Source organism: Bacillus sp. FSL R5-0709 (assembly GCF_038004785.1).
Taxonomy (GTDB): Bacteria; Bacillota; Bacilli; order Bacillales; family Bacillaceae_G; genus Bacillus_A; species Bacillus_A mycoides.
Genome location: NZ_JBBORT010000001.1, coordinates 2629408 through 2652873, shown reverse-complemented (window position 1 = coordinate 2652873; position 23466 = coordinate 2629408). Strand labels below are relative to the sequence as shown.

General features: G+C 34.2%; 27 protein-coding genes and 1 pseudogene. 22 read left to right on the top strand and 6 right to left on the bottom strand.

All coding sequences use genetic code 11. The annotated features are described in order from the left end of the window. Window positions 1-8: 8 nt before the first annotated feature. Entirely contained in the window at window positions 9-866 is an 858-nt protein-coding gene (locus MKX37_RS13505; RefSeq protein WP_002085124.1) for a glycine betaine ABC transporter substrate-binding protein, read from the bottom strand. A gap of 173 nt (window positions 867-1039) precedes the next feature. On the opposite strand from MKX37_RS13505, the gene MKX37_RS13500 reads away from it, so the two are divergent. Further along, window positions 1040-2245, top strand: coding sequence for a quaternary amine ABC transporter ATP-binding protein (locus MKX37_RS13500; RefSeq protein ID WP_078422339.1), 1206 nt, complete (start codon window positions 1040-1042; stop codon window positions 2243-2245). Beyond that, a complete protein-coding gene (locus MKX37_RS13495; RefSeq protein WP_002127727.1) occupies window positions 2238-3074 on the top strand; it encodes an ABC transporter permease in 837 nt (278 codons plus the stop codon). Before MKX37_RS13500 ends, MKX37_RS13495 begins: the two co-directional genes overlap by 8 nt. A 47-nt stretch (window positions 3075-3121) precedes the next feature. Here the strand turns inward: MKX37_RS13495 and MKX37_RS13490 are convergent, their stop codons facing one another. Next, window positions 3122-3358: a hypothetical protein gene (locus MKX37_RS13490; RefSeq protein WP_002085127.1), complete on the bottom strand. Its 237-nt coding sequence runs from the start codon at window positions 3356-3358 to the stop codon at window positions 3122-3124. Between the two features lie 215 nt (window positions 3359-3573). Here MKX37_RS13490 and MKX37_RS13485 point away from each other — a divergent pair, with 215 nt between their 5' ends. The 4 genes from MKX37_RS13485 to MKX37_RS13470 all read left to right on the top strand — a co-directional run bounded on the left by MKX37_RS13485 (window position 3574) and on the right by MKX37_RS13470 (window position 5409). Then, window positions 3574-3747 carry a hypothetical protein gene (locus MKX37_RS13485; protein WP_002127725.1) on the top strand — a complete coding sequence of 58 codons (174 nt, stop codon included), beginning with the start codon at window positions 3574-3576 and terminating at the stop codon, window positions 3745-3747. 104 nt (window positions 3748-3851) lie between these two features. Next, window positions 3852-4217, top strand: coding sequence for an HIT family protein (locus tag MKX37_RS13480; protein WP_078422349.1), 366 nt, complete (start codon window positions 3852-3854; stop codon window positions 4215-4217). After that, window positions 4201-5037 carry a PP2C family serine/threonine-protein phosphatase gene (locus tag MKX37_RS13475; protein ID WP_170935230.1) on the top strand — a complete coding sequence of 279 codons (837 nt, stop codon included), beginning with the start codon at window positions 4201-4203 and terminating at the stop codon, window positions 5035-5037. Before MKX37_RS13480 ends, MKX37_RS13475 begins: the two co-directional genes overlap by 17 nt. A 63-nt stretch (window positions 5038-5100) precedes the next feature. Then, entirely contained in the window at window positions 5101-5409 is a 309-nt protein-coding gene (locus MKX37_RS13470) for a DUF4181 domain-containing protein (RefSeq protein ID WP_003189862.1), read from the top strand. A 100-nt stretch (window positions 5410-5509) separates the two neighbouring features. Here the strand turns inward: MKX37_RS13470 and MKX37_RS13465 are convergent, their stop codons facing one another. Both MKX37_RS13465 and MKX37_RS13460 read right to left on the bottom strand, forming a co-directional pair. After that, window positions 5510-6019, bottom strand: a complete 510-nt coding sequence (locus tag MKX37_RS13465; RefSeq protein ID WP_002200267.1) for a GrpB family protein — start codon at window positions 6017-6019, stop codon at window positions 5510-5512. A 40-nt stretch (window positions 6020-6059) separates the two neighbouring features. Then, window positions 6060-6905 (bottom strand): oxidoreductase, encoded by an 846-nt coding sequence (locus MKX37_RS13460; protein WP_217700480.1) that lies wholly within the window; start codon window positions 6903-6905, stop codon window positions 6060-6062. Window positions 6906-7041: 136 nt separating this feature from the next. On the opposite strand from MKX37_RS13460, the gene MKX37_RS13455 reads away from it, so the two are divergent. The 7 genes from MKX37_RS13455 to lpdA all read left to right on the top strand — a co-directional run bounded on the left by MKX37_RS13455 (window position 7042) and on the right by lpdA (window position 14684). Then, complete coding sequence (locus tag MKX37_RS13455) at window positions 7042-8001, top strand: helix-turn-helix domain-containing protein (protein ID WP_002065832.1); 960 nt, start codon at window positions 7042-7044, stop codon at window positions 7999-8001. A 123-nt stretch (window positions 8002-8124) separates the two neighbouring features. Further along, complete coding sequence (locus MKX37_RS13450) at window positions 8125-9321, top strand: MFS transporter (RefSeq protein ID WP_078422337.1); 1197 nt, start codon at window positions 8125-8127, stop codon at window positions 9319-9321. Window positions 9322-9362: 41 nt separating this feature from the next. Then, a complete protein-coding gene (locus MKX37_RS13445) occupies window positions 9363-9842 on the top strand; it encodes a DinB family protein (RefSeq protein ID WP_002085139.1) in 480 nt (159 codons plus the stop codon). Window positions 9843-10011: 169 nt separating this feature from the next. Beyond that, window positions 10012-11010, top strand: a complete 999-nt coding sequence (acoA, locus tag MKX37_RS13440) for an acetoin:2,6-dichlorophenolindophenol oxidoreductase subunit alpha (protein ID WP_002127717.1) — start codon at window positions 10012-10014, stop codon at window positions 11008-11010. A 17-nt stretch (window positions 11011-11027) separates the two neighbouring features. Beyond that, window positions 11028-12062: an acetoin:2,6-dichlorophenolindophenol oxidoreductase subunit beta gene (acoB, locus tag MKX37_RS13435; RefSeq protein ID WP_002127716.1), complete on the top strand. Its 1035-nt coding sequence runs from the start codon at window positions 11028-11030 to the stop codon at window positions 12060-12062. Window positions 12063-12089: 27 nt separating this feature from the next. After that, the gene (locus MKX37_RS13430) at window positions 12090-13289 is read left to right on the top strand and encodes a dihydrolipoamide acetyltransferase family protein (protein ID WP_078422336.1); all 1200 of its coding nucleotides are present in this window, start codon (window positions 12090-12092) and stop codon (window positions 13287-13289) included. A 15-nt stretch (window positions 13290-13304) separates the two neighbouring features. Further along, entirely contained in the window at window positions 13305-14684 is a 1380-nt protein-coding gene (lpdA, locus tag MKX37_RS13425; protein ID WP_002127713.1) for a dihydrolipoyl dehydrogenase, read from the top strand. Between the two features lie 168 nt (window positions 14685-14852). Here lpdA and MKX37_RS13420 read toward each other — a convergent pair whose 3' ends face one another. Continuing rightward, entirely contained in the window at window positions 14853-15446 is a 594-nt protein-coding gene (locus tag MKX37_RS13420; RefSeq protein WP_078422335.1) for a hypothetical protein, read from the bottom strand. 220 nt (window positions 15447-15666) lie between these two features. Between MKX37_RS13420 and MKX37_RS13415 the strand changes: the two are divergent. The 4 genes and pseudogenes from MKX37_RS13415 (at window position 15667) to MKX37_RS13400 (ending at window position 18421) form a co-directional block, all read left to right on the top strand. Further along, window positions 15667-16300 (top strand): annotated as a pseudogene (locus tag MKX37_RS13415) (DUF4085 family protein). Window positions 16301-16386: 86 nt separating this feature from the next. Next, window positions 16387-16788, top strand: coding sequence for an Rrf2 family transcriptional regulator (locus MKX37_RS13410; RefSeq protein ID WP_078422470.1), 402 nt, complete (start codon window positions 16387-16389; stop codon window positions 16786-16788). 98 nt (window positions 16789-16886) lie between these two features. Then, complete coding sequence (locus MKX37_RS13405; RefSeq protein ID WP_002013066.1) at window positions 16887-17792, top strand: NAD(P)/FAD-dependent oxidoreductase; 906 nt, start codon at window positions 16887-16889, stop codon at window positions 17790-17792. A gap of 26 nt (window positions 17793-17818) precedes the next feature. Then, window positions 17819-18421, top strand: coding sequence for a class I SAM-dependent methyltransferase (locus MKX37_RS13400; RefSeq protein ID WP_001062014.1), 603 nt, complete (start codon window positions 17819-17821; stop codon window positions 18419-18421). A 59-nt stretch (window positions 18422-18480) separates the two neighbouring features. On the opposite strand, the gene MKX37_RS13395 is transcribed toward MKX37_RS13400, so the two are convergent. Next, a complete protein-coding gene (locus MKX37_RS13395) occupies window positions 18481-18978 on the bottom strand; it encodes a hypothetical protein (protein WP_000835754.1) in 498 nt (165 codons plus the stop codon). Window positions 18979-19229: 251 nt separating this feature from the next. On the opposite strand from MKX37_RS13395, the gene MKX37_RS13390 reads away from it, so the two are divergent. The 5 genes from MKX37_RS13390 to MKX37_RS13370 all read left to right on the top strand — a co-directional run bounded on the left by MKX37_RS13390 (window position 19230) and on the right by MKX37_RS13370 (window position 23446). Continuing rightward, window positions 19230-20000, top strand: a complete 771-nt coding sequence (locus MKX37_RS13390) for a DeoR/GlpR family DNA-binding transcription regulator (protein ID WP_078422468.1) — start codon at window positions 19230-19232, stop codon at window positions 19998-20000. A gap of 12 nt (window positions 20001-20012) precedes the next feature. Next, window positions 20013-20609, top strand: a complete 597-nt coding sequence (locus MKX37_RS13385) for a GNAT family N-acetyltransferase (RefSeq protein WP_078422467.1) — start codon at window positions 20013-20015, stop codon at window positions 20607-20609. Beyond that, window positions 20582-20920 carry an NIPSNAP family protein gene (locus tag MKX37_RS13380; RefSeq protein ID WP_002127705.1) on the top strand — a complete coding sequence of 113 codons (339 nt, stop codon included), beginning with the start codon at window positions 20582-20584 and terminating at the stop codon, window positions 20918-20920. Before MKX37_RS13385 ends, MKX37_RS13380 begins: the two co-directional genes overlap by 28 nt. Before the next feature lie 314 nt (window positions 20921-21234). Further along, window positions 21235-23085 (top strand): sigma-54-dependent Fis family transcriptional regulator, encoded by a 1851-nt coding sequence (locus MKX37_RS13375; RefSeq protein ID WP_002127703.1) that lies wholly within the window; start codon window positions 21235-21237, stop codon window positions 23083-23085. A gap of 115 nt (window positions 23086-23200) precedes the next feature. Then, entirely contained in the window at window positions 23201-23446 is a 246-nt protein-coding gene (locus MKX37_RS13370) for a DUF3977 family protein (RefSeq protein WP_000873838.1), read from the top strand. Window positions 23447-23466 lie beyond the last annotated feature (20 nt).

Below are 23466 nucleotides of genomic sequence, written 5' to 3'. Positions count from 1 at the left end.
GTCATTCTTTATTCTTTTATCCATTCATCAACTAAAGCTTGATTCTTTTTTATCCATTTTCGAGCAGCTTCTTCTGGATCTTTCGTTTTATTTAACATGACCATTAACGTACCAAGTTGTTCATCGTTCATTTTCCATTGATCAAAGTATTTCACAATATCCGGATGATCTTTTTCGAAACCTTTACGAACGGAGTAATAAATGTCATCTTTTTCACCATATACTTTCTTAGGGTCTTTTAAATATTTTAAGTCAAATTCTGAAAAGCCCCAATGAGGATTCCAAAGCGTAACAGCGATTGGTTTCTTTTTCGTATATGCCTTCTTTAGTTCGCTCATCATCGCAGCTTCTGAAGATTGGACAAGTTTTAGTTTTATATCATATTCCTTCATTGCTTTATTCGTTAAATTCATTAGGCTACTACCAGGTTCAATCCCAACAATTTTATTATCTAGCTCATCTTTATGTGCATTTAAATCTTCAATACTGTTAACGTTTTTCACATAAGAAGGGACGACTAAACCAAGCCCAGTACCTTCATACCATTTTGATTTTAAGACGAAGTCATCTTTGTAACGGGCATTTAATGGTTTATCCGTAACAGGAAGCCATACTTCTAGATTCGCATCAACATCACCACGTGCGACGCCAGTCCATATCGCAGCTTTTTCTAAATACATGAGTTCAACTTTATAGCCTTTTTCTTCTAATAAAACTTTCCACATATTTGCGGTTGCGATATTTTCTTTCCAACTTGTTACACCAAGTTTAATTTTTCCTTTCGAATTTGCATTTGTTGCATTACAAGAAGTGAAAATCATACTAATAAATAGTAACAGACTTATAATCCATATTTTTTTTCGCATTCAAAACCTCCTGTGAAGCTTTTGCTTTTTATAAATTAATCTATAAGTGAACCTTCTTATTATGAACGGAAACAAGAATTTTTAAAGAAATCTTATATATGTCATTTTTATGTAATATTTCTCTGTAAAATCGCAACACTATGTAAATAGATGGGTAGAAAAGGAGTAGTGACATGGATAATACAAAGGTACGTGTTGAAAATGTAACAAAAGTCTTTGGGAAACATCCGCAACGGGCGCTTACCTTATTAAAAGAAGGAAAAAGCAAATCGGAAATTTTAAAGGAGACAGGAATGAACGTTGGTGTAAAAAAGGCAACGTTTGAAGTATACACTGGAGAAATTTTCGTTATTATGGGTTTGTCTGGTAGTGGGAAATCTACATTGGTTCGAATGCTAAATCAATTAATTAAACCGACAGCGGGGCATATATACATAGATGGTGAAGACATCGCAACGATGGAAAAAGAAGAATTGCGAAGAGTAAGAAGGACGAAAATGAGTATGGTTTTTCAGAAGTTTGCTTTATTTCCACATCGTACGGTAATACAAAACGTTGCGTACGGGTTAGAAATTCAAGGAGTTCCAGTAGAGGAACGAGAAAATAAGGCGTTAGAATCGCTACAGTTAGTAGGACTCGATCATCATAAAGATAATTACCCTAGTCAACTTAGTGGTGGTATGCAGCAGCGTGTTGGAATTGCAAGGGCACTAACGAATAATCCAGATGTATTACTAATGGACGAGTCATTTAGTGCATTAGATCCACTAATTCGAAAAGAAATGCAAGATGAATTGTTAGAGTTACAAGATAAAATGGAAAAAACAATTATTTTTATTACACATGATTTAGATGAAGCTCTTCGAATTGGTGATCGTATCGCATTAATGAAAGATGGAGAAATTGTCCAAATTGGAACACCGGAAGAAATTATGATGAGCCCTGCAAATGAATTTGTAGAGAAATTCGTTGCGGATGTGAATTTAGGAAAAGTAATTACGGCAGAATCTATTTTAAAAAGACCAGAAACGTTATTAATCGATCGTGGGCCGCGTGTAGCTTTGCAAATTATGAGAAATGCAGGTGTTTCTACGGTATATGTTGTGAACAAAAAGTATGAGTTTTTAGGTATTTTAACAGCGGATGATGCAAGTAAAGCAATGAAAAAACAATGGCCAATTGCTGATTTATTACTTAACGATATTCCACACGTTTATCTAGATACATTACTGGAAGAAACGTATGCAAAAATGGCGGAGATGAAATATCCATTACCCGTAATTGATGAAAAGAAAAGGTTGAGAGGAATTATTAAACGTGAAAGTGTCATTCAAGCTCTTGCAGGTAACATTGAGGAAGAGGTGAAAGACGATGAATAATATTCCGCGCATTCCATTAGGCGAATGGGTCGATTCATTTGTTGCAAGTTTATATGAGCACTTTGAAGGCTTGTTCCGAGGATTCTCCTATATTATCGGTGGATTTGTTGATTTACTCACTAATTTTTTAACAATAATACCAGCCATAGTGATGATTATCATCTTATGTTTCCTCATTTGGTACACAACGAGGAAATTATCTTTAGTCATTTTTACGCTCATCGGATTATTATTTATTTTAAATATTAACTACTGGGCACAAACGATGCAAACATTAGCGCTCGTACTTACGTCAGTTATTATTTCAATTATTATCGGAATTCCCATTGGCATTTTAGCATCTCAAAATGAACGTTTCTCAAAATTTTTAAAGCCGACATTAGATTTTATGCAAACAATGCCGGCATTCGTCTATCTCATTCCCGCGATAACATTTTTTGGAGTAGGCGTCGTACCAGGCATTATTGCTTCCGTTATTTTTGCTATGCCACCGACAATCAGATTTACAGACTTAGGAATTAGACAAGTTCCAGAAGATTTAATTGAAGCTGCGAATGCATTTGGCTCTACCGCATCACAAAAATTATTTAAAGTACAATTACCGCTCGCAACCGGAACGATCATGGCTGGCGTGAATCAAAGTATTATGCTTTCGTTATCAATGGTTGTAACAGCTTCACTTGTAGGAGCGCCAGGACTTGGCGTCGATGTATATCGCTCTGTAACACAAGTAAATATCGGAATGGGATTTGAAGCTGGACTAGCTATCGTCGTGATTGCGATTATATTAGACCGAATTACGCAAGGGTTTTATACAAAAAGAAAATAATTCAAAAAACACACTTTATACTACAAAGTGTGTTTTTTGAATTCGAATTACATCCGAACAATAACAGAGCCTCCAGCTGGTGCACAAACTTGGTTTTGCTGTTGTTCCATTGATTTTATTAATTGATTATTTTCTTCGATTAATGAGATTAATTTAGCTAATTGGCTTTCAAGGCTTGCGATGCGCTGCATCATGTATTGCGAATCATAATGCAGTGTATTCCTTACTGGATGGGGGGAGTAAGCATATTGTTGATTTATATTTGGATTCCAATGAGGATACATTTGAATCGTTCCTCCTTCAATAAATTACTGATCTTTCTTATAGTAAATGCCTATGTATATGTAATGGTGACTTAAAAATTCTTTCAAACGAAGAGGATTATGTAGGGGGAATGGAAAAGTAATAAAGTACATTTTCTGGAAATTCCCAAGCGGAATAGCAAATATATTAGGAGACAGCAACGTTCATGTAAATGGATATTATATGGGGAGAAATTATGAGAGGAGATGCTATTTTGGCTAATAATAAAAAAAGAAATGATGCTATGACAATTGGTGTCGCTATAGGTGTTGTAATCGGTGTAATTCCTGGTGTATTTACTGATAATATAGCAATCGGAATAGCGATTGGGATTGCAGTTGGAATGGGGATTACGCTTTTGAAGAAATAATGAGTTGTAAATTATTTTAATGTGAAAATTCTTGTTTTAAGAGATTGAATTTTCTGAATATAAAACCTGTTTTCCCTTTTTTTATGATATTATATATGCAAAGGATGGTGATGGATATGCCAATAAACAATCAAGCAGAACAAAACTGCTTCATTTGTGAAAAACATAAAGGGAACATTACAGTTTCAGGTGGAGCTATTTACGAAGATGAACTCATTTACGTTGGACATGTCCATTGGGATGCAGAAGAAACATATCTTGGTTATGTAATGATTGATATAAAGAGACATGTACCTGGTCTCGCTGAATTAACTGAAGATGAGGCAAAGGCATTCGGACTGATAACAAGTAGAGTAAGTAAAGCGCTTAAAGAAAGCAAAGGTGCACCACATGGAGATTCAGAGAAAATTAAAAAACTATGCGAAAGAATACGAAAGTATATGGTAAATGAGTATGCATACAACAAATAATACACAATATTCATGGGTTGGAAGTAGGGAAATGTGTTTAGACGAAGTTTCAGTAAAGCAATATGGTGATATCGTACTTGGTAGATACGGCGGGAATATAAGTGCCGGAGCAAAAAAGAATGAAGACGGTGCATTAGTTTTGTCGAATGGTGATTGGGAATTCGCCGTTATATTAGACGGGCATAATAGTGCAGAAAGTGTTGAATTAGTAGTAAATACAATCCAAAAAGAATATGAAAATATAGAAGTGATTATGAAAGAATCAATTGAAACCGTATTTCGATCTGTTGAAAATTATATACTTACGATATTTCAATCCCGCTCATTTAAAGAAAAGTGCGAAAGGGTAAAAGGTGAAACTGCTTGCTTAATATGCGTAAGAAAAGAAAATTACATATGGTGGCTTTCCATAGGTGATTGCTTAGTTTATGTATTTCATGATGAATTACATAAATTAGGACAATATACATTGAATCAACGCCACTTTTACGAATGGATTGGAAATGTAAACACATTTGATTTACCCGTTCCTTGCTATTCATCAGGAATTCGTGAATTACGTACTGGAAAGAATCGAATTGTAATGGTGACAGATGGGGTATTAGAATGCGGGGAACGCCGTTATGAAACTCCATTAAATCTTTATAATGATATGAATGGAAATAATGTAGAGCTTAAAGAACATGTTCACAATGTTTTAGAACACGTTCATCATCAATTAGGACGAGATAGTGCGACCATTATTAGTTGGGACCTAGAAAACAAAACAAATGCTACGTATCCGAGTGATCAGCCGGAGAAAATTAAAGTAAAAAAATAAAAAGGAGAGGGTTTTCTGTCCGTTACAAAAATATCCTTATTAATTTTATGGGTGCTATCTTTATTGGTTTTTGAAAGAATAGCGAGAAGACAGTTAAATATACCGAAACAAAAAGGATGGAATAACCAATATGTGAATGATACACATAAGTGGGGAAATAGAATTATCATTTCCTCTTATATAGTTGTTATTGCTATAAGCACTTTTCTTCCAAATCGTATATATATGGGCTATGTACCTCTTTTATTTTTTATTACGTTATATGGATTTCAATCATATATGGAGTGGAAATATGATAAGGAATCGCGGGAGTTTTTGATTTCATTATTAGGAGTTGTAGCATTAATAATAACAGGGTTCATACTAAAATGATTATTGATGGTACAAATAATGAGATAACTAATTAATAAGAAACCATTCATCTATACATGAATGGTTTCTTATTATGTGTACGAAGTTCGGTCTTCGCAATTTAATCATTTATTTTAGCCAATATGGATTTAATGAAATTTGTTTTATCCTCTGCATATTTATGCTTATCATTAGGGTTAGCTGTTGAAAGTTGAATCTTTAACTGTTCATACTGCATACGAGAAGTTTTATTGTCTATTAAGTAATCTCTGAATTTTAATTGTTCTATTAAATATGGATTCCCTTGTTCATACATATGAATTTGATGAGTTCTTGGCTCACCTTTATTGAAATAATACCTTTCGGGTAATACATCTTTTCTATATTTATAATTTAATTGTTCTAGGTTCGTAATACATTTTAGACCACTTTTGGAATCTCTTAATTCCATCGCAATATCAATAATAGGTTTTGCGCTTAAATGCGGGATGGAAGTACTTCCAATATGGTGTATCGCTAAAATATATTTTCCAATGTGTTCCTCAATTAATTGTTTTTCTTTTGAAAACTCAAATTCCCACTCTTCGGACCACGGAACTAAAAACACTTTACCATAGGGTAAACCTAGCATTTAATTAGCACCTCCTTACATATTTTTTCAATAAAGTTACTTACATCTTCTTAAAACTCCTCAATACAAGAAACTCCCACAATCTCCAAGGAAGAACCTTCTTCGCAAAGATCATAAATTTTATACCTTTCCCAATTGGGTATCGTAATGTAGTACGCCTTGCTTCAGCAATTTCTACGATTTTATTTGCAACATCCATCGGATTACCAAGTGTATCGTTGCCATTGTTTATGTGCTTTTGTATTTTATCCATATATTCTTTGTAAGGAGAGGTTGTATCAGATTGGTTTTCAGCTAATTGTTTACCAACTTCCCATATGTTCGTGTTATAAGAACCAGGTTCAAGTAAGGCAACGTCTATTCCGAAAGGCTTTACTTCTAAGCGAAGGGATTCACTCCAGCCTTCTAATGCATATTTTGAAGAAACGTAAGGAGATAGACCAGGGAATCCTACTTTCCCGCTAATACTGCTTATATTAATGATTTTTCCGCTTTTCTGCTTTCTCATATATGGTAAGACAAGTTGCGTGATGGATATAGCTCCAAAAAGATTTGTTTCAAATTGTTTACGGTAGTCCTCCACTGGGATTTCTTCGATAAAGCCCCCATTTGCATATCCTGCATTATTTATGAGAATGTCTATTCTGTTTATTTCGTTTAAAAATAATTGGAAGTTATGTATAGAACCTTGATCTGTTACATCTAATTGTTGAACTTTTATATTTTGTTGTAAGTCGAGTTTAGTAGCTTGAGATATTAAGTCTATTTGTTTCTCAAGATTGCGCATTGTAGCAATGACAAAATAGTCTTTTTTTGCAAGTTCAAGTGTCGTTAAAAGTCCGAATCCACTTGATGCTCCTGTAATAATCGCGATTTTTTTATTCATTGTTCGCTCGCTTTCTTTTTCTTTTATCATAACGAGTTATAAAGAGAAAATCTATTTATTGTATAAAGATATTTGATATAATTGAAAATAATTATCAATTAAATTTTGGTTTTTACATAAAAGGAGTGTGGGTTTCATGGAGACTAACGGTTTTCATGATATTTTTCATAAATATTTTTATGGTTTACAAGTTGTAGAGGAAAGACATATGAATGTTCCAAAAACAATAGGTATGGGTGAAATACGAAGATGGACTTCATTTTCAGGTATGGAAATTGTGTTATCAAATTATCAATTTCATAATAACCATCGCATCCAGTTTGCATCTGATGCAGCAATGGTGGAGCTTAATTTTTGTTTACAAGGGTTCGGAGGAGTGCAAGTTGGTCATTCTTCGTATGAATTAATGACTGGAAATAGCTATTTATATTTTATGAATGATTTTGATGTAGTATTTGAATATGAAAAAGAAACGCCTCTATATTCATTAGCGATTGGGATTCCTGTACAATTGTTTAATCATTTCATGATGAATAATGCTATTGAAAAAAGTCTTGATTTTCATTCTATATTAGGAAATCAATCTTTTAAAAAGTTTCAAAATCCAATTGATTCTATAACATCTAATCTTATTAAGAGAATGATAGAGCATCCCCAAAAGGATCGTATTAGTCAACTAGAATTAGAAAGTAAAGCGCTCGAATTGCTTTCTATACATTTGGGGAGAGTGTTGCTTAATGATTGTGACGCAAATAAAAGGAGTCAATTATCAAAACAGGATTTGAATAAAATAAAACAGGCTGAAGAAATTTTACTTCAACGAATGGAATCACCCCCATCATTATTAGAATTAGCTAAAATAGTAGAGTTAAATGATTATAAATTAAAAATTGGGTTTAAAGAATTATTTGGGATGTCCACATTTGCATATTTACGAGAAAAGCGTATGGAGCATGCGATAGATTTACTGCGTTCGGGAAATAGTAATGTGACCGAAACGGCATTTGCAGTTGGATACAATAATGTCAGTCATTTTTCAGAGTTATTTCGTAAAAAGTATGGAATGAATCCATCAGAATTTTTACGTATTTATTAACGTAAAACAGGAATAATCCGCTATACCGTAAATTCCTCCGTCATTTGGTAGTTGCTTTTTGTAATGGTCATTATAATTACAAACAACATCCAATTGGAAATAACTTTTTATGGAGGAATTTAAATGAAAGAACGGAATGAAAGTCATTTTTGGATATTTGTATTAACAGGAATGTTTCTTATTATAACAACGACGGGTTTTGCACGTATGGCATATGGAATTATATTGCCGTTTATGCAAGAAGGACTCCATTTATCTACAGCTCAAGCAGGTATGTTAGGAACCATACTCTTTTTAGGGTATTTATTAACAGTCGGAACATCTGGAATACTTACTATCCGTTTTGGAGCAAAATCAGTTTTATTAATAGGGAGTTGGCTCGTCGTTATAAGTTTAATAGGATTAGCATTTGTCTCCTCATTTTGGATAGCCTCTATTTGTATGTTATGTGCTGGAGCTGGTAGTGCCCTTGTATATACACCACTCATGTCAATAACAGTAGGATGGTTTCCAGAAAAAAGAGGAACTGCAATGGGGCTATTATTAAGCGGTGCTGGCATAGGCATGCTATTTAGTGGAATAATTGTTCCTTATATAGTACGTGCATTTCCAGAGTATAGTTGGCGTGGTTCATGGCTTTTGTTTGGAGTTATTACATGTATTGTTGTATTCGTTGCCTCAATTGTTTTGAAAAATCCAGAAGTTACTGAAGATGAGGGGGAAAGGAATAATAAGTCGTTTTTATGGAAAACGAAAGAGCTATACATCATTGCATGGATGTATTTTATTGTGGGCGTTGTTTATTTAATTCCAAATTTATATCAAACTAGTTTTATGATTAATAATGGTATTGCGGCATCAATTTCGGAAACTGTTTATGCGATTGCAGGAATGTTTTCAATCGTAGGAGCTCCTGTCTGGGGATTGATTTCGGATCGGGTTGGTATAAAGAAGACGTTATGTATTGCACTTTTATTAGCTGTAATAGGTGATATGATTCCAATTATATTTGGACATACCATTGGCTTTATCATGTCGGCAATTATTTGGGGTTCCAGCCTCGGAGGTATCCTTTTATTAATTCAAGTTGCTGCTTCAAAGCAAGTATCTCCGAAATATGTCTCAATGGCAATTAGTTTTATATCCGTTTTCTATGCAGTTGGTCAAATGATTGGACCAGGACTTGCAGGATGGATTATCGGGGAAAGTGGATATACAACAGCTTATGGATTAGGTGCTTTTGGTTTCTTTATGTGCATATGTTTGGGATTAAGGCTAAAAAGAGGGGATCTGGCAAACTCAGCGTATATAGAGAAGTGAGTATTGTCTTGAAATGAATCTTTTTAATGGGGGGAAGCAAAGTGTTCCATGTTAAAGACGTATTAGCAGATCAGTTATTAGCAAATGCGAATGATCCCAGTTGGTATATTCCATTTTCAGATGCAGTTAAGGATTTATCTGAGAGAGAAGCTTTCTGGAAACCGAATGAAGAGTGTAATAGTATAGCTGAAATTGTACAACATTTACTGTATTGGAATACGACGTGGCAAACTAGGTACAAAGAATCAAATGTTAATGCTGTGCCCGCTATTGGTGATAATAACAAAAGTTTTATGCTATCAGATAATCAAACATTTGAAGAGTTAAGAGAAAAACTATTAGAGAAACTGTTACAATGGCAAAGTCTCATAAATGAAGACAAGGTTGAAAGTGATGTAATTGGATTTCCTGTATCTGCGAAGTGGTGGGAAGTATTAGCTAATGTAACGACTCATAACGCGTATCACATTGGTCAAATTATTTACATTCGGAAATTACAGAAGAGTTTTGATAATGAATAAGATAATAATTCTCAAATTAGGTGAACAAAAGTGGACAAAACGAGACAGATGTCTCATTTTGTCCACTTTTTTATTATGAAAGAAAAGAGAAAACCTATTAAATCAGGGATTAGAATTTGGCACAGTACTTGCAATATAAAAGATGAACAAGAAAATAGGAGGGCTGGACATGTTAAAAACAACTGAAAGTAAAGGGAATGAAATTACGAAAGAACAAGCTCGTTGGATGTATGAAAAAATGTTAGAGATTCGTAAGTTTGAAGACAAGGTTCATGAATTATTCGCGCAAGGCGTTCTGCCAGGTTTCGTTCATTTATACGCTGGTGAAGAAGCAGTAGCAGTTGGTGTATGTGCCCACTTAACAGATAGTGACAGTATTACAAGTACGCATAGAGGTCACGGCCATTGTATCGCAAAAGGTTGTGATTTAAATGGCATGATGGCCGAACTTTTTGGGAAAGCGACAGGGTTATGTAAAGGTAAAGGTGGTTCAATGCATATTGCCGATTTAGATAAAGGAATGCTTGGTGCAAATGGGATTGTAGGCGGAGGTTTTCCACTTGCTTGCGGTTCAGCATTAACAGCTAAATATAAAGGAACGAAAGATGTAAGTGTTTGCTTCTTCGGTGACGGAGCAAATAATGAAGGAACATTCCATGAAGGGGTTAATTTAGCAGCGATTTGGAAGTTACCAGTTATTTTTATCGCAGAAAATAACGGTTACGGTGAAGCAACAACATTTGAATATGCTTCTAGTTGTAACTCTATTGCTGATCGTGCAAAAGCATATAACATTCCGGGTGTTCAAGTAGATGGAAAAGATCTATTAGCAGTATATAAAGCGGCGGAAGAGGCTGTTGAGCGTGCACGTAATGGCGGTGGCCCAACTTTAATTGAATGCATGACATATCGTAATTACGGTCATTTTGAAGGAGAAGCACAAACGTATAAAACAGCGGAAGAAAAAGAAGAACATTTAAATGAAAAAGATGCGATTGTGCATTTCCGCAAGCATTTAATTCATGAAGCTTTATTAACGGAATCCGAACTTGTGGATATGGAAAAGGCAGTAGATGAAGCAGTACAAAAATCAATTGAATTTAGTGAAAACAGTCCATATCCAGAGGATGAAGAATTATTAAAAGATGTATACGTTTCTTACAAATAAGAGGAGGGTGAAAAATAATGACTAGAACAGTAAGTATGTCAACTGCAATTAATGAAGCGATGAAAATATCAATGCGTCGTGATGAAAACGTAATTTTAATCGGAGAAGATGTTGCAGGCGGTGCACAAGTGGATCACTTGCAAGATGATGAAGCATGGGGCGGTGTACTCGGTGTTACGAAAGGACTTGTACAAGAATTTGGTCGAAATCGTATTTTAGATACTCCAATTTCAGAAGCGGGTTATATGGGAGCGGCGATGGCAGCTGCTGCAACAGGTTTACGTCCGATAGCTGAATTAATGTTTAATGATTTTATCGGTAGTTGTCTTGATCAAGTATTAAACCAAGGTGCAAAGTTCCGCTATATGTTCGGTGGAAAAGCGAAAGTGCCAGTTACAGTACGTACGATGCACGGTGCTGGATTTAGCGCAGCGGCACAGCATTCACAAAGTTTATATGCGTTATTTACGAGCATTCCAGGTATAAAAGTTGTCGTTCCTTCCACTCCTTATGACGCAAAAGGCTTATTATTAGCGGCAATTGAAGATGACGATCCAGTAATCTTCTTTGAAGATAAAACACTTTACAATATGAAAGGCGAAGTACCAGAAGGGCACTATACAATTCCTTTAGGAAAAGCAGATATTAAACGTGAAGGTTCTGATGTAACAATCGTTGCAATTGGAAAACAAGTTCATACAGCACTTGCAGCTGCAAAGCAATTATCGGAAAAAGGACTCGAAGTAGAAGTAATCGATCCACGTTCTTTATCACCGCTGGATGAAGATACGATTTTAGCATCTGTTGAAAAAACGAATCGCCTGATTGTTATTGACGAAGCAAATCCAAGATGTAGTATCGCAACAGATATTGCGGCAATTGTAGCGGATAAAGGATTCGATTTGTTAGATGCACCTATTAAACGAATTACAGCACCACATACACCAGTTCCGTTTTCGCCACCACTTGAAAAGTTATATTTACCAACGCCAGAGAAAGTAATTGAAACTGTATCAGAAATGATCGGAGACCAATCTTTATTACATGTGTAATGAAACGATGAGAAGGGAGAGAGAAACATGGCTGTAGAAGTTGTAATGCCGAAGTTAGGTATGGCGATGAAAGAAGGTATTATTACGAGCTGGAATATTAAAGCAGGTGATAATGTAGAAAAAGGTGAACTAATTGCTAGTATTAACTCGGAAAAAATCGAAACTGAAATAGAAGCACCAGCTGATGGAACTGTTCTTGATATAGCTGTAAGTGAAGATGAGGGAGTGCCGCCGGGTACTGTAATTTGCTACATCGGTAAACCGGACGAAAAAGTAGAAGTTCATGAAAACATACATGTTGTAGAAGAAAAAGCATCTAATCCAGAACCTAAAAAGGTACAACATCCAGAACCATATGCGATAGATGTGACGAAGCAAAGAGTTAAAATATCTCCAGTAGCAAAGAAAATTGCAAAAACTGAAAATCTCGATATTAGATCATTAATTGGTACAGGACCTGGCGGAAGAATTACAAAGGTAGATGTATTAAAGGCGCTTGAAGAAAGAGTAGCAATTCCAGAAGTACTTGAACAAGAAGAAAGTAAAGTCATTCCTATTACTGGTATGCGAAAAGCAATTGCGAACCGTATGCATGCAAGCTTACAAAATAGTGCGCAATTAACATTAACGATGAAAGTAGATGTTACAGATTTAGTTGCTTTACATAAAGAAATAGCGGAAGTTGTACAAAAACGATACGATAACAAACTAACTATTACTGATTTCGTTTCTCGTGCTGTTGTATTAGCGCTAAGAGAGCATAAAGAAATGAACAGCGCGTATATAAATGATGTCATTCATCAATTTGAACATGTTCATTTAGGTATGGCGGTCGCGTTAGAAAAAGGATTAGTCGTTCCAGCTATTCGCTTTGCTAATAATCTATCTTTAGTAGAGTTATCTAAAGAGATTAAAAATGTGGCACAAAAGGCACGAGCAGGCAGTTTAAGTAGTGATGATATGCAAGGGACAACATTTACAATTAGTAATTTAGGTAGCTTCGGTATTGAATATTTTACGCCAGTATTAAATACACCTGAAACTGGTATTTTAGGTGTAGGTGCAATTGAACATGTTCCTGTATATAAAGGGAAAAAATTAAGAAAAGGAAGTATGTTACCTTTAAGTTTAACATTCGATCATCGTGTACTAGACGGTGCACCAGCAGCTGCATTTTTACGCACAATTAAACGTTATTTAGAAGAACCTATAACAATTCTTTTATAAAGAGAAGGTGAGAAAATGAGTAATTTAGTTGTTATTGGGGGCGGACCTGCTGGTTATGTAGCGGCAATTACCGCGGCTCAAAATGGAAAAGATGTCACTCTTATTGATGAAGCTGATCTTGGCGGGACTTGTTTAAATGTCGGTTGTATGCCTACGAAATCATTGTTAGAAAGTGCGGAAGTATACGATATTGTTAATCATGCGAATCGTTTTGGAGTATTAGTAGATAAGCAGAATATATCAATTGATTGGAAACAAATACAGACGAGAAAATCACAAATTGTTACGCAACTCGTACAAGGTATACAATATTTAATGAAGAAAAATAAAATAAAAGTTATACAAGGTAAAGCGAAATTTGAAACGGATCACCGTGTGCGAGTTACACATGGTGATAAAGAAGATGTAGTAGTTGGAGACCAGTTTATTATAGCGGCAGGATCAGAACCAACTGAATTACCTTTTGCTCCATTTGATGGGAAGTGGATTTTAAATAGTAGTCATGCAATGTCCCTAGAAAATATACCAAAATCATTATTAATCGTTGGTGGTGGTGTAATAGGTTGCGAGTTTGCAAGCATTTATAGTCGTCTTGGAACAAAAGTTACGATTGTTGAAATGGCATCGCAATTATTACCTGGTGAAGATGAAGATATCGCACAAATTTTAAGGGAGAAACTAGAAAATGATGGCGTAAAAATATTTACAGGAGCGGCTTTAAAAGGATTAAATAATTATAAGAAGCAGGCTTCATTTGAATATGAAGGAAGTATCCAAGAAGCCAACCCGGAATCCATTCTCGTTTCTGTAGGTCGAAAACCACGTGTACAAGAATTAGCTTTAGAAAAAGCAGGCATTCAATTTTCAAATAAAGGAATTTCTGTGAATGAACATATGCAAACAAATAGATCACATATTTACGCAGCGGGTGATGTGATTGGTGGAATACAGCTTGCTCACGTTGCCTTCCATGAAGGAACGACAGCGGCATTACACGCGAGCGGAGAAGATGTGAAAGTAAACTATCATGCTGTACCTCGCTGTATTTATACAGCTCCAGAAATTGCTAGTGTCGGTTTAACAGAAAAAGGAGCAAGAGAGCAATACGGTGACATCCTCATCGGAGAATTCGCATTTACAGCGAACGGAAAAGCGCTTATTATTGGAGAACAAACGGGGAAAGTAAAAGTTATTGTGGAACCTAAATATCAAGAAATTGTAGGGATTTCTATTATCGGTCCTCGTGCAACCGAACTAATCGGACAAGGAACGGTGATGATTCATACAGAAGTAACCGCTGATATAATGAGAGATTATATTGCAGCACATCCAACTTTATCTGAAGCGATTCATGAGGCATTATTGCAGGCAGTAGGACATGCTGTACATGCTTGAAGGTAAAAAGACCAGTCTAATAGGACTGGTCTTTTTAGTAAATAATATTTAAGTAGCAATATGTATAAAAAGATACTAGAAAAATCACTATACTCTCATGTTTTTTTAATCGATGAGAGTATAGTGATTTTGAAATTTCTTCGCTTATTTAATTGAAATGCGCTGTTACTATTTGATTTCAATTGCTGAAGTTATGTCGTTCCAATCCGCTGCTAAATTAGCAGTTTGACCATACCAATCAGAGTGTCTAAAGGAGACACCTTTTCCATATCCTTGAGTTGAAGAATGTTCCCATAGCGTTGTTGAATAACTTGCAGAAGGTGAAGCTGTACTTACAGAAGAAATTCTGTCGTTCCAGCTAGAAGGTAGGTTTTTAAAGCCACTGCTCCAATAAATATACTGTCCACCTTTATTTTGATGCTCATAAAAATCGGTACTACCAGCACCACTACCTAAAGGGTTAATTTGATTTTTAAGTACCTTTTTATCCTTTTCAATAAAAGCATTCAATGCTTCTCTGCTAGTAAAGCCATAAGCTAACCAATCTCCATTTTCATTTTGCTTAGGTAGTACCATAGTAATTTGGATGTCTTTTTTTGATTGATCGCTTAATTTTGTAAATGAATTAACATTCTTTTCATCAACTTTTAAATAGTCAAATGATTTAATTGTATTATCTTTTTCTGCAGCACTTACTACTCCTAATCCTCCAGTTAATGCAAAACCTGCTACTAATGTCCCTGCTACTAATTTCTTCAACATATAACCATCCCTTTTTGTTTAGATTTTTGTACAGGTAAAACTTGTACATGTAAAATGTATTCCAATTTCACATTTTTGTAAATATTCTGAAGTTTTAGAAAAAATAGGCGGAATATTTACAGTTTTGCATTTATTCTTTAGAAAAAATAGCTATTGGAATGATATAATAAATAGATATATTGCTTTTGTTGGATGTTAAAATGTTTTAGGAGAGATATCATTGAAATATTTTACAAGAGATTGGTATAAAGAAATGCAACTTTCAGGATTTGTACATTTCATAGAATCAATAGAAAAATGTAAAGAAATAGATCCCGATTATTTACAAAGTTTGAAAGATGAAGTAGAAGAAAGGAAAGAAGATTTATTAAATTATCTTCCTGAAACGCTACATTCATACTTTTATAACAACACTATTGATTCAGAATATCCTCCTAATGAATTAAAGAAACTTTTGTTAGAGTGGACAGCAGATTATGAAAAAAAGAATGACACAATTAGATCAATCATACTTAGAATATTTTAATTCCATTAAGAAAAAACTTCCGTCAAACGTTGTTCAATTACATGAATTCTCACTGCATGATAGTGTGATTAAAGTAGTAAAGTGTAAGTCAGAATATACTTTGTCTATCGTATTAGATTGCACTGGTACTTTTAGGGATTTCAATAAACTTCAAGTTTCTTTTACAGGAGTGACCAAATGTTCTATACCTGAAAATTTTGAAGGTGCTTGGTGGCTATACCATGAAATAGAGCTTACTGAAGACGGTTTCGAACTGGGTGTTTTATTTGACTGTCCATTTAGAGAAGTGACGATTTGTGCAACGAATTTATTACTTGAAAAGAAATAATATCATGCCTTTAAATTACAAATGTTTGACATGATGAAAAAATGAAGATATTGTAGATACATGAAGTCTGCAATAGGAGCCGTATTATGAAATATTCTAAAGCTACAAATTACGCTCTTCACACAATGCTTTTTCTGGCAGAGGCTACGCCAAATAAGTTAGTTAGTGTTCATCAGTTAGCGGAAATGCAGAAAGTTTCACCAACATACTTATCTAAAATACTAACTAAATTGACGAAGGAAGGCATGATTCATTCATCATCAGGACCTAAAGGTGGTTATTCACTTAGCGGTAATTGGGAAGATATCTCTTTTTTAGATATTATACATGCTATTGAAGGAAAAACATCATTGTTTGAATGCTGTTTACATCAGGAACCTGGATGTTTAATTAATGAAGTAATGCTTGCGGCAGAGGAAAAAATGGAAGAAGAGTTACGAAATCAAAAAATCGTAGATCTTGCGAAAAAAATAAATGTGGATTTTTAATCCGCTTTTATTTTTAAATTAATTAAGGATAAAAAGACTCTTTAATATCTATAATTATAGTTAAATGAGTTAAGCTTATTCATGGAGGATGTTTATTTATGAAATGTATTGACTGTGCAGTAATAGGTGCAGGTCCAGCAGGGCTTAATGCAGGTTTAGTTTTAGGGAGAGCTCGTAAACAAATAGCGTTATTTGATAATAAAACGAATAGGAATCGTGTAACGCAAAAGTCTCATGGATTTATTACACGTGACGGGATTAAACCAGAAGAGTTTAAGGAATTAGGGTTAAATGATTTGAAGAAGTATCCATCGATTCATTATTATGAAAAAACAGTTTTAACGATAACGAAGCAATCGACTGGTTTATTTGAAATTATGACATTAGATCATAAAAAATATTTGGCGGAAAGAGTTTTATTAGCAACAGGTATACAGGAAGAATTTCCATCCATCCCTAAAGTACGGGAATTCTATGGAAAAAGTTTATTTAGTTGTCCGTATTGTGATGGATGGGAATTAAAAGACCAACCTCTTATTATTATTTCTGAAAACGAAGATTATACGTTGCATATGACAAAATTAGTTTATAACTGGTCTACGGATTTAGTAATCGCAACAAATGGTAATGAGTTAAGTAAGCATTTCATGGATGAACTGTGTAATAAAAATATAAGAGTTATTACAGAGCCTATTCGTTCACTACAAGGTGAAGAGGGTTATTTAAAGCGAGTAGAGTTTCATTCAGGTTTGCACATTGAAAGAGCCGGTGGATTTATAGTACCTACTTTTTTTAGGCCAAATCAATTTTTAGAACAACTTGGTTGTGAACTGCAAAGTAATGAAACTTTTGTAATAGATGATTTTGGTCGTACTTCAGAAAAAAATATTTACGTAGCAGGAGAAACAACGACTCAAGGTCCATCGTCGCTAATTATTGCTGCATCACAGGGAAATAAAGCGGCGATTGCTATTAATAGTGATATTACAGATGAGCGGTTCTAACTAGCATTTAGAAGGAGGAGAAGAAGATGAATAACATGTGGGATGATCGATTTAAATCGGATGAATATTATTATGGGGAAGAACCTAATACGTTTATTCAAGAACAAGCATTTCGTTTAGCAAATTATAATAAAGTAATAGCTTTCGCAGAGGGAGAAGGTAGAAATGCTGTTTTTCTAGCAAGAAAAGGCCACGAAGTGACTGCTATTGACTACTCTGAGAGTGGATTAGAAAAAACAAAAAAGTTAGCCGAGAAGTATGACGTAAACGTGCATACAAAAAAGGTAGATTTATTAACTGATAGTTTGCCAGATAATGAATTCGATGCGGCAATTATGGTATTTGGACATTTTCATGCTGACAATCAAAAAATGGTATTGAATAAAATGATTTATACGATTAGGCCTGGTGGATTAATAATGTTTGAAGTTTATTCGAAAAAACAATTAAATTATGGTACTGGTGGGCCAAAAGATATTGATATGCTGTATGATCCAATTGATATTCTTACTTGGTGTGAAGGGCATGAGGTTATTCATTTCTTTAATGGAGAACAAGAGCGAATTGAAGGGAAAGGACATACTGGCTTAGCTCATGTTATTCAAGTTGTTATTAGAAAATCAATATAAATGTTATTGGAAGTTGAATACTTGAATGTAAAAAGACCAGTCATTTAAGACTGGTCTTTTTATTTAGATACTAGATTATCAAGCTTCCAATATGTATTTGTTAATGGAGCAACTTTACTATCAATATACAAATACATGTTATTTAAGTCTTTAGGAGAAGTTTTCATTTCAAATACAACGTCAGTAGTTAAAGAGAATTCGTGTGGAACATTTTTATAGTGCTCGTCACCTATCGGATGAGCTTCACCTTCATATTTCTGACCAGTTTTTTCATCTTGTATGAAATATTTTATTTCCGAAAGATCAATAGTTTGTCCATCGTCTCGAACATTATTAATCATAACACGAGTTGTTAGGCGCCACTCTTTGTCTATTTTTTCAAATTTTGCATTTTCAACTGTTGCTCTATAGTATTCATTTTTAACAATTTCCCCATAATGCATTGCGTTTTTTTCAAAAGTGCTTTTTTCTTTTTTGGGTGTAGAATTACCGTTACATCCTGCCATGATTCCTGTAAATATTAATGCTGTACAAGTTACTTTAATTATAGATTTCATAGTAATCCCTTTCTGTATTAAAAAGTAAAACATAGGAATAATTTCACATCAATAGGAAGGTAAATGGAAGTATGTTTGTGGAATATGCAAATATACATTTATTTCGTTTTCAAGTTAATCGGATAGAAATAGGGAGAAAAACTGTATAAAGCTGAATAAATAAGAATTGAAAATATTGTAATACAGAAAAAGCATGCATATAATTAAAATAAAGATTAAATTTCTGAATCTTCAATAATGGTGGTGATAACATGTTCACTGAAGAGCGTAGAGAGAAAATTTTAGAGTTACTTAAGAGAGATGGAAGAGTAATCGCAAAGGATCTTGCGGAAAGTTTTGATATGTCTATTGATTCTATAAGAAGAGATTTGTCTATTATGGAGAAGGATGGTTTATTAAAAAGAACGCACGGAGGTGCAGTTGAACTTACGCGAGTGAGAAACTTAGCTGCCGAACCATCGAAACGTTATCGTGATAGTTCAATAGATGAAGATGCGATTGCGAAAGTTGCTGTATCCTACATACAAGAAGGAGGTTCCGTTTTTATTGGAGGGGCTTCCATTCATTATGCCATGTTAAAGTATTTACCTGAAACATCATTTACAGTTATTACGAATGCTTTAGAAATTGCTAGTAAGTTACAGGAATATAAGAACATTGATACGTACTTAATTGGTGGAAAAGTGAAACCATCAGGAAATATGACAGATACACTTGCCTCTGAATTGATAAGTAGATTCTCTATTGATCTTTATTTCTCTACAGGTGGCGGTATTTCATTGAATGGTATAAGTACTGCGACACCGGAAGTTGCTTATTTTGGAAAAACAGTAAGTAAAATTGCTAGAAGAAATATTTGTTTAGCTCCTCATACTAAACTTGGAATAGACTGCTTTATAAAAGGAGAGTCACTGATAGAAATTGACCTTATAATAACAGATGAAGGGGCTAGTAAAGAAACGATTCAACAATTTGAGAAACAAGGTAAAGAAATTGTAATAGCGTCAATAGACCTCATTTAAAAGGAGTTTGAAATGATTATAAAAGGACAAGAGTTTCATACGAATGGATTAACTTATACAGTTCGTTCTGCAGTTCAAACGGATGCTGAGCAGTTATCGGAAATTAGAGTTCAGATCGATGGAGAAACTGAGAATATGGATAGAGAAGCTGGAGAGGGATTTATAGATAAGATAGGGTTTCAAAAAATAATAAAAACAGATAGTGAAGAGATGAAGAATCTCTTTTTAGTTGCAGAAGTGCACAATCAAATCTTTGGATTTTCAAGATGCGAAGGATCAAAGTTGAAGAGATTAGCCCATAAAGTAGAATTTGGTGTTTGTATTTTAAGAGAGTTTTGGGGATATGGAATGGGTAAGAGTCTATTGCAACAATCTATTCAGTGGGCTGATGAAAATGAAGTGAAAAAGATATCATTGCAAGTGTTAGAGAAAAATGAAAAAGCCATCCAACTTTATAAAAAATTAGGTTTGGAGGTAGAAGGTATTCTAAAAAATGATAAAAAACTGTCGGATGGTAAGTATTATAATACGGTAGTAATGGGAAGGTTTACTGATACTTTTCATAAAAGAGGTGAAGAAGTATGTTTTACAGAAGGAAATACTATGTAGTAAAAAATGAATTCATAGAAATATTTAATGATCATTTCAATGATACTAATTTACCTAATCAAATAAAATATGGTTCTCGTTTAATAGGACGCTGGATGAAAGATAATAATGATGGTACGACTGAAGTATTTGCAATATGGGAATATGATAGTTATGAACAGTATAAAGAAATTGAATCAAAAATTAGAAGCGACAAGATACATGTTAAAAGAATACATGATTGGTATGAAAAACATGGCGGGAAAGAATATGTTTTACAGGAGTACATATTAGAGTTAAAAAATGAAGAGTTAGTATGTACTGTAAAGTGATAGAGAGGTGAGGAATAATGGGAATTAAAACAAAATTATATTTTAGTTTAGCATCCACCATTTTATTTGCAATAGCGGTGATAGTTTTCTTTATAAACGGCAATCCACAAAAGTGGTTTTGGTTAAGTATTTTCTTTGCGTCCATTATACAAAATATAGTTCTACTAAAAAAGAATAAAGAAGGTCATTAAGATATTCAAATTATTAACATATTTGTGTCATCTTTCTAGTTGTATTGAAAACGCTTTTATTCAGTTTTATAATAAAAGTATGTTTTATAAATCTCCAAAACAATTAATAGGGGAGATGATACAATGTTAGCTTCACCGTTTTACTTACATACATGGAAAAAGTTTGTTGATGAAGGAGTCCTTGATTCGAACCGTATAAACGAAAGAATTTCAGAGTCATGGCATCGATGTAAACAAGCAAATGTGAATCCTCATATGAATAAAGGTCAGAAAATTTTGTCTTCTGATATTTTTCAGGATCAAAAGAAAAAGAGTGAAATCTTCCTTGATATAGCAATACCTCAAATACAAAATATGAGAAAAACCATTGATGAACTGCAAATGATGGCATTATTAATTGATCCAGATGGTTATGTTCTATCATTAAGTGGAAATCAGCAAACGTTGAAACGAGCGAAACATATTAATTTTATTGAAGGTGTGAAATGGACGGAAGCAGCTGTTGGTACAAATGCGATAGGAACAGCGTTACAGATTGAAGAGGCTATTATGATAAGTGGTACAGAGCATTATTCTGTCGCATCTCATAGCTGGAGCTGTGCGGCCTCTCCGATTCATAATGATGATGGGAAATTAATTGGTGTTCTAGATTTCTCCTGTCCAATTGAGTTTTCACATCCATATATGCTCGGAATGGTAACTTCGATCGCGCATGCGATTGAACGTGAATGTAGTATTCGAGTACATCAAAATGAACTGGATTTAATCCATCGTTTTTTAGATGTAATTGACAGTGATGAACAAGTTGTTATTTGTAACCATCGTGATGTTATCGTTTCTGCGAGCAAGAGGGTTCGTGAACGAGTATGTAATTGGTCACGAATGAAACTTGAAGATTTAATGCACAATGGATTGAAACCTAAATTAGAGGTACCGGTATATAGTAATGATAGAATGATTGGGAAATGTATTTACTTAAAGGAAAATAAACAAGAAAATTTATTTTCTACTTACCCGTTTATAAACGGAATTACTTTCCCTGGAGTTATTGGGACAAGCAGCGTATTTCAACATACTTTAGAAGAAATTAAGCTTGTTTCACCAACTGACGCTAGTGTATATGTTTGTGGAGAAACAGGTGTAGGGAAAGAATATGTAGCGAGAGCGATTCATGAAAATAGTCCAAGAAAAAATGGTCCTTTTATAGCTGTTAACTGCGGTTCATTACCGAAAGAATTAATGGAAAGTGAATTATTCGGTTATGCTGAAGGTGCGTTTACAGGTGCGCGGCGCCAAGGATATAAAGGGAAATTCGGACAAGCAGATGGAGGAACAATATTTTTAGATGAAATTGGTGAAGTACCGCCAGAGATGCAAGTGGCATTATTGCGTGTTTTGCAAGAACGAACAGTAACCCCAATTGGTAGTTCAAAAGAGGTACCAGTAAATATTCGTATTATTACTGCGACACATAAAGATTTACTACGATTAGTAGAAGAAGGGAAATTCCGTCAAGATTTATATTATCGTTTACATGTTTATCCGCTATATGTTCCGTCCTTAATAGAAAGAAAAGAGGATATTCCGTACTTCATACAACATTTTTGTGAACGAAAGGATTGGAATGTTGTATTTCCAAAGAGTATTTGTAATCAATTTTCACAGCATACATGGCCCGGAAATATTCGAGAATTATTAAATGTATTAGAACGCATATACATTTTATCGCAAGGACGGGAAATATGCGAAAAACAAATCTCTTTTTTATTACAAACAATGATTGGAAATCAACATCAACTTGAAATGCAAGCAGAAAATAAAACGGAGCATACATTAAATTTCCGTGAAAAAATACAGCGTGATAGCATGATTGAAGCGCTAGAAAAGACGAACGGAAATGTTTCATTAGCTGCAAAACTATTAGATGTGCCACGCAGTACATTTTATAAACGTATGCAAAAATTTAGGCTATAAAAGTAGATTTTTGTAATCTACTTTTTCTTTATGGGCTCACGTTCTGTCGGAATGTGCGCTTGCCAGGGAAATAATAGAATAATTAGAAAGAAGATTTCCTGAAGGGGGTTAGCATGTGAAGTATATTGAAATTGGAATCGGGAATAGGTGGTTCATTCGAACGGAAACCGAAAATAAAGATGGAACTGAATTCGAGGAACGAGGAATTATTAAACCAATTTATTTTGAGTCTTTATATGTACGGATTTGGTTTCGGAAAACGTGTTTTATTTTTGATACGAAAGAGGGCTTTAAGAAAGTAAGAAAAAGTAGAGCTGAGTATAAGTTTATTGTTGGAATGGTGAGTAGGTTAAAACAATAGAATCAAATAGGGGGTGTTTT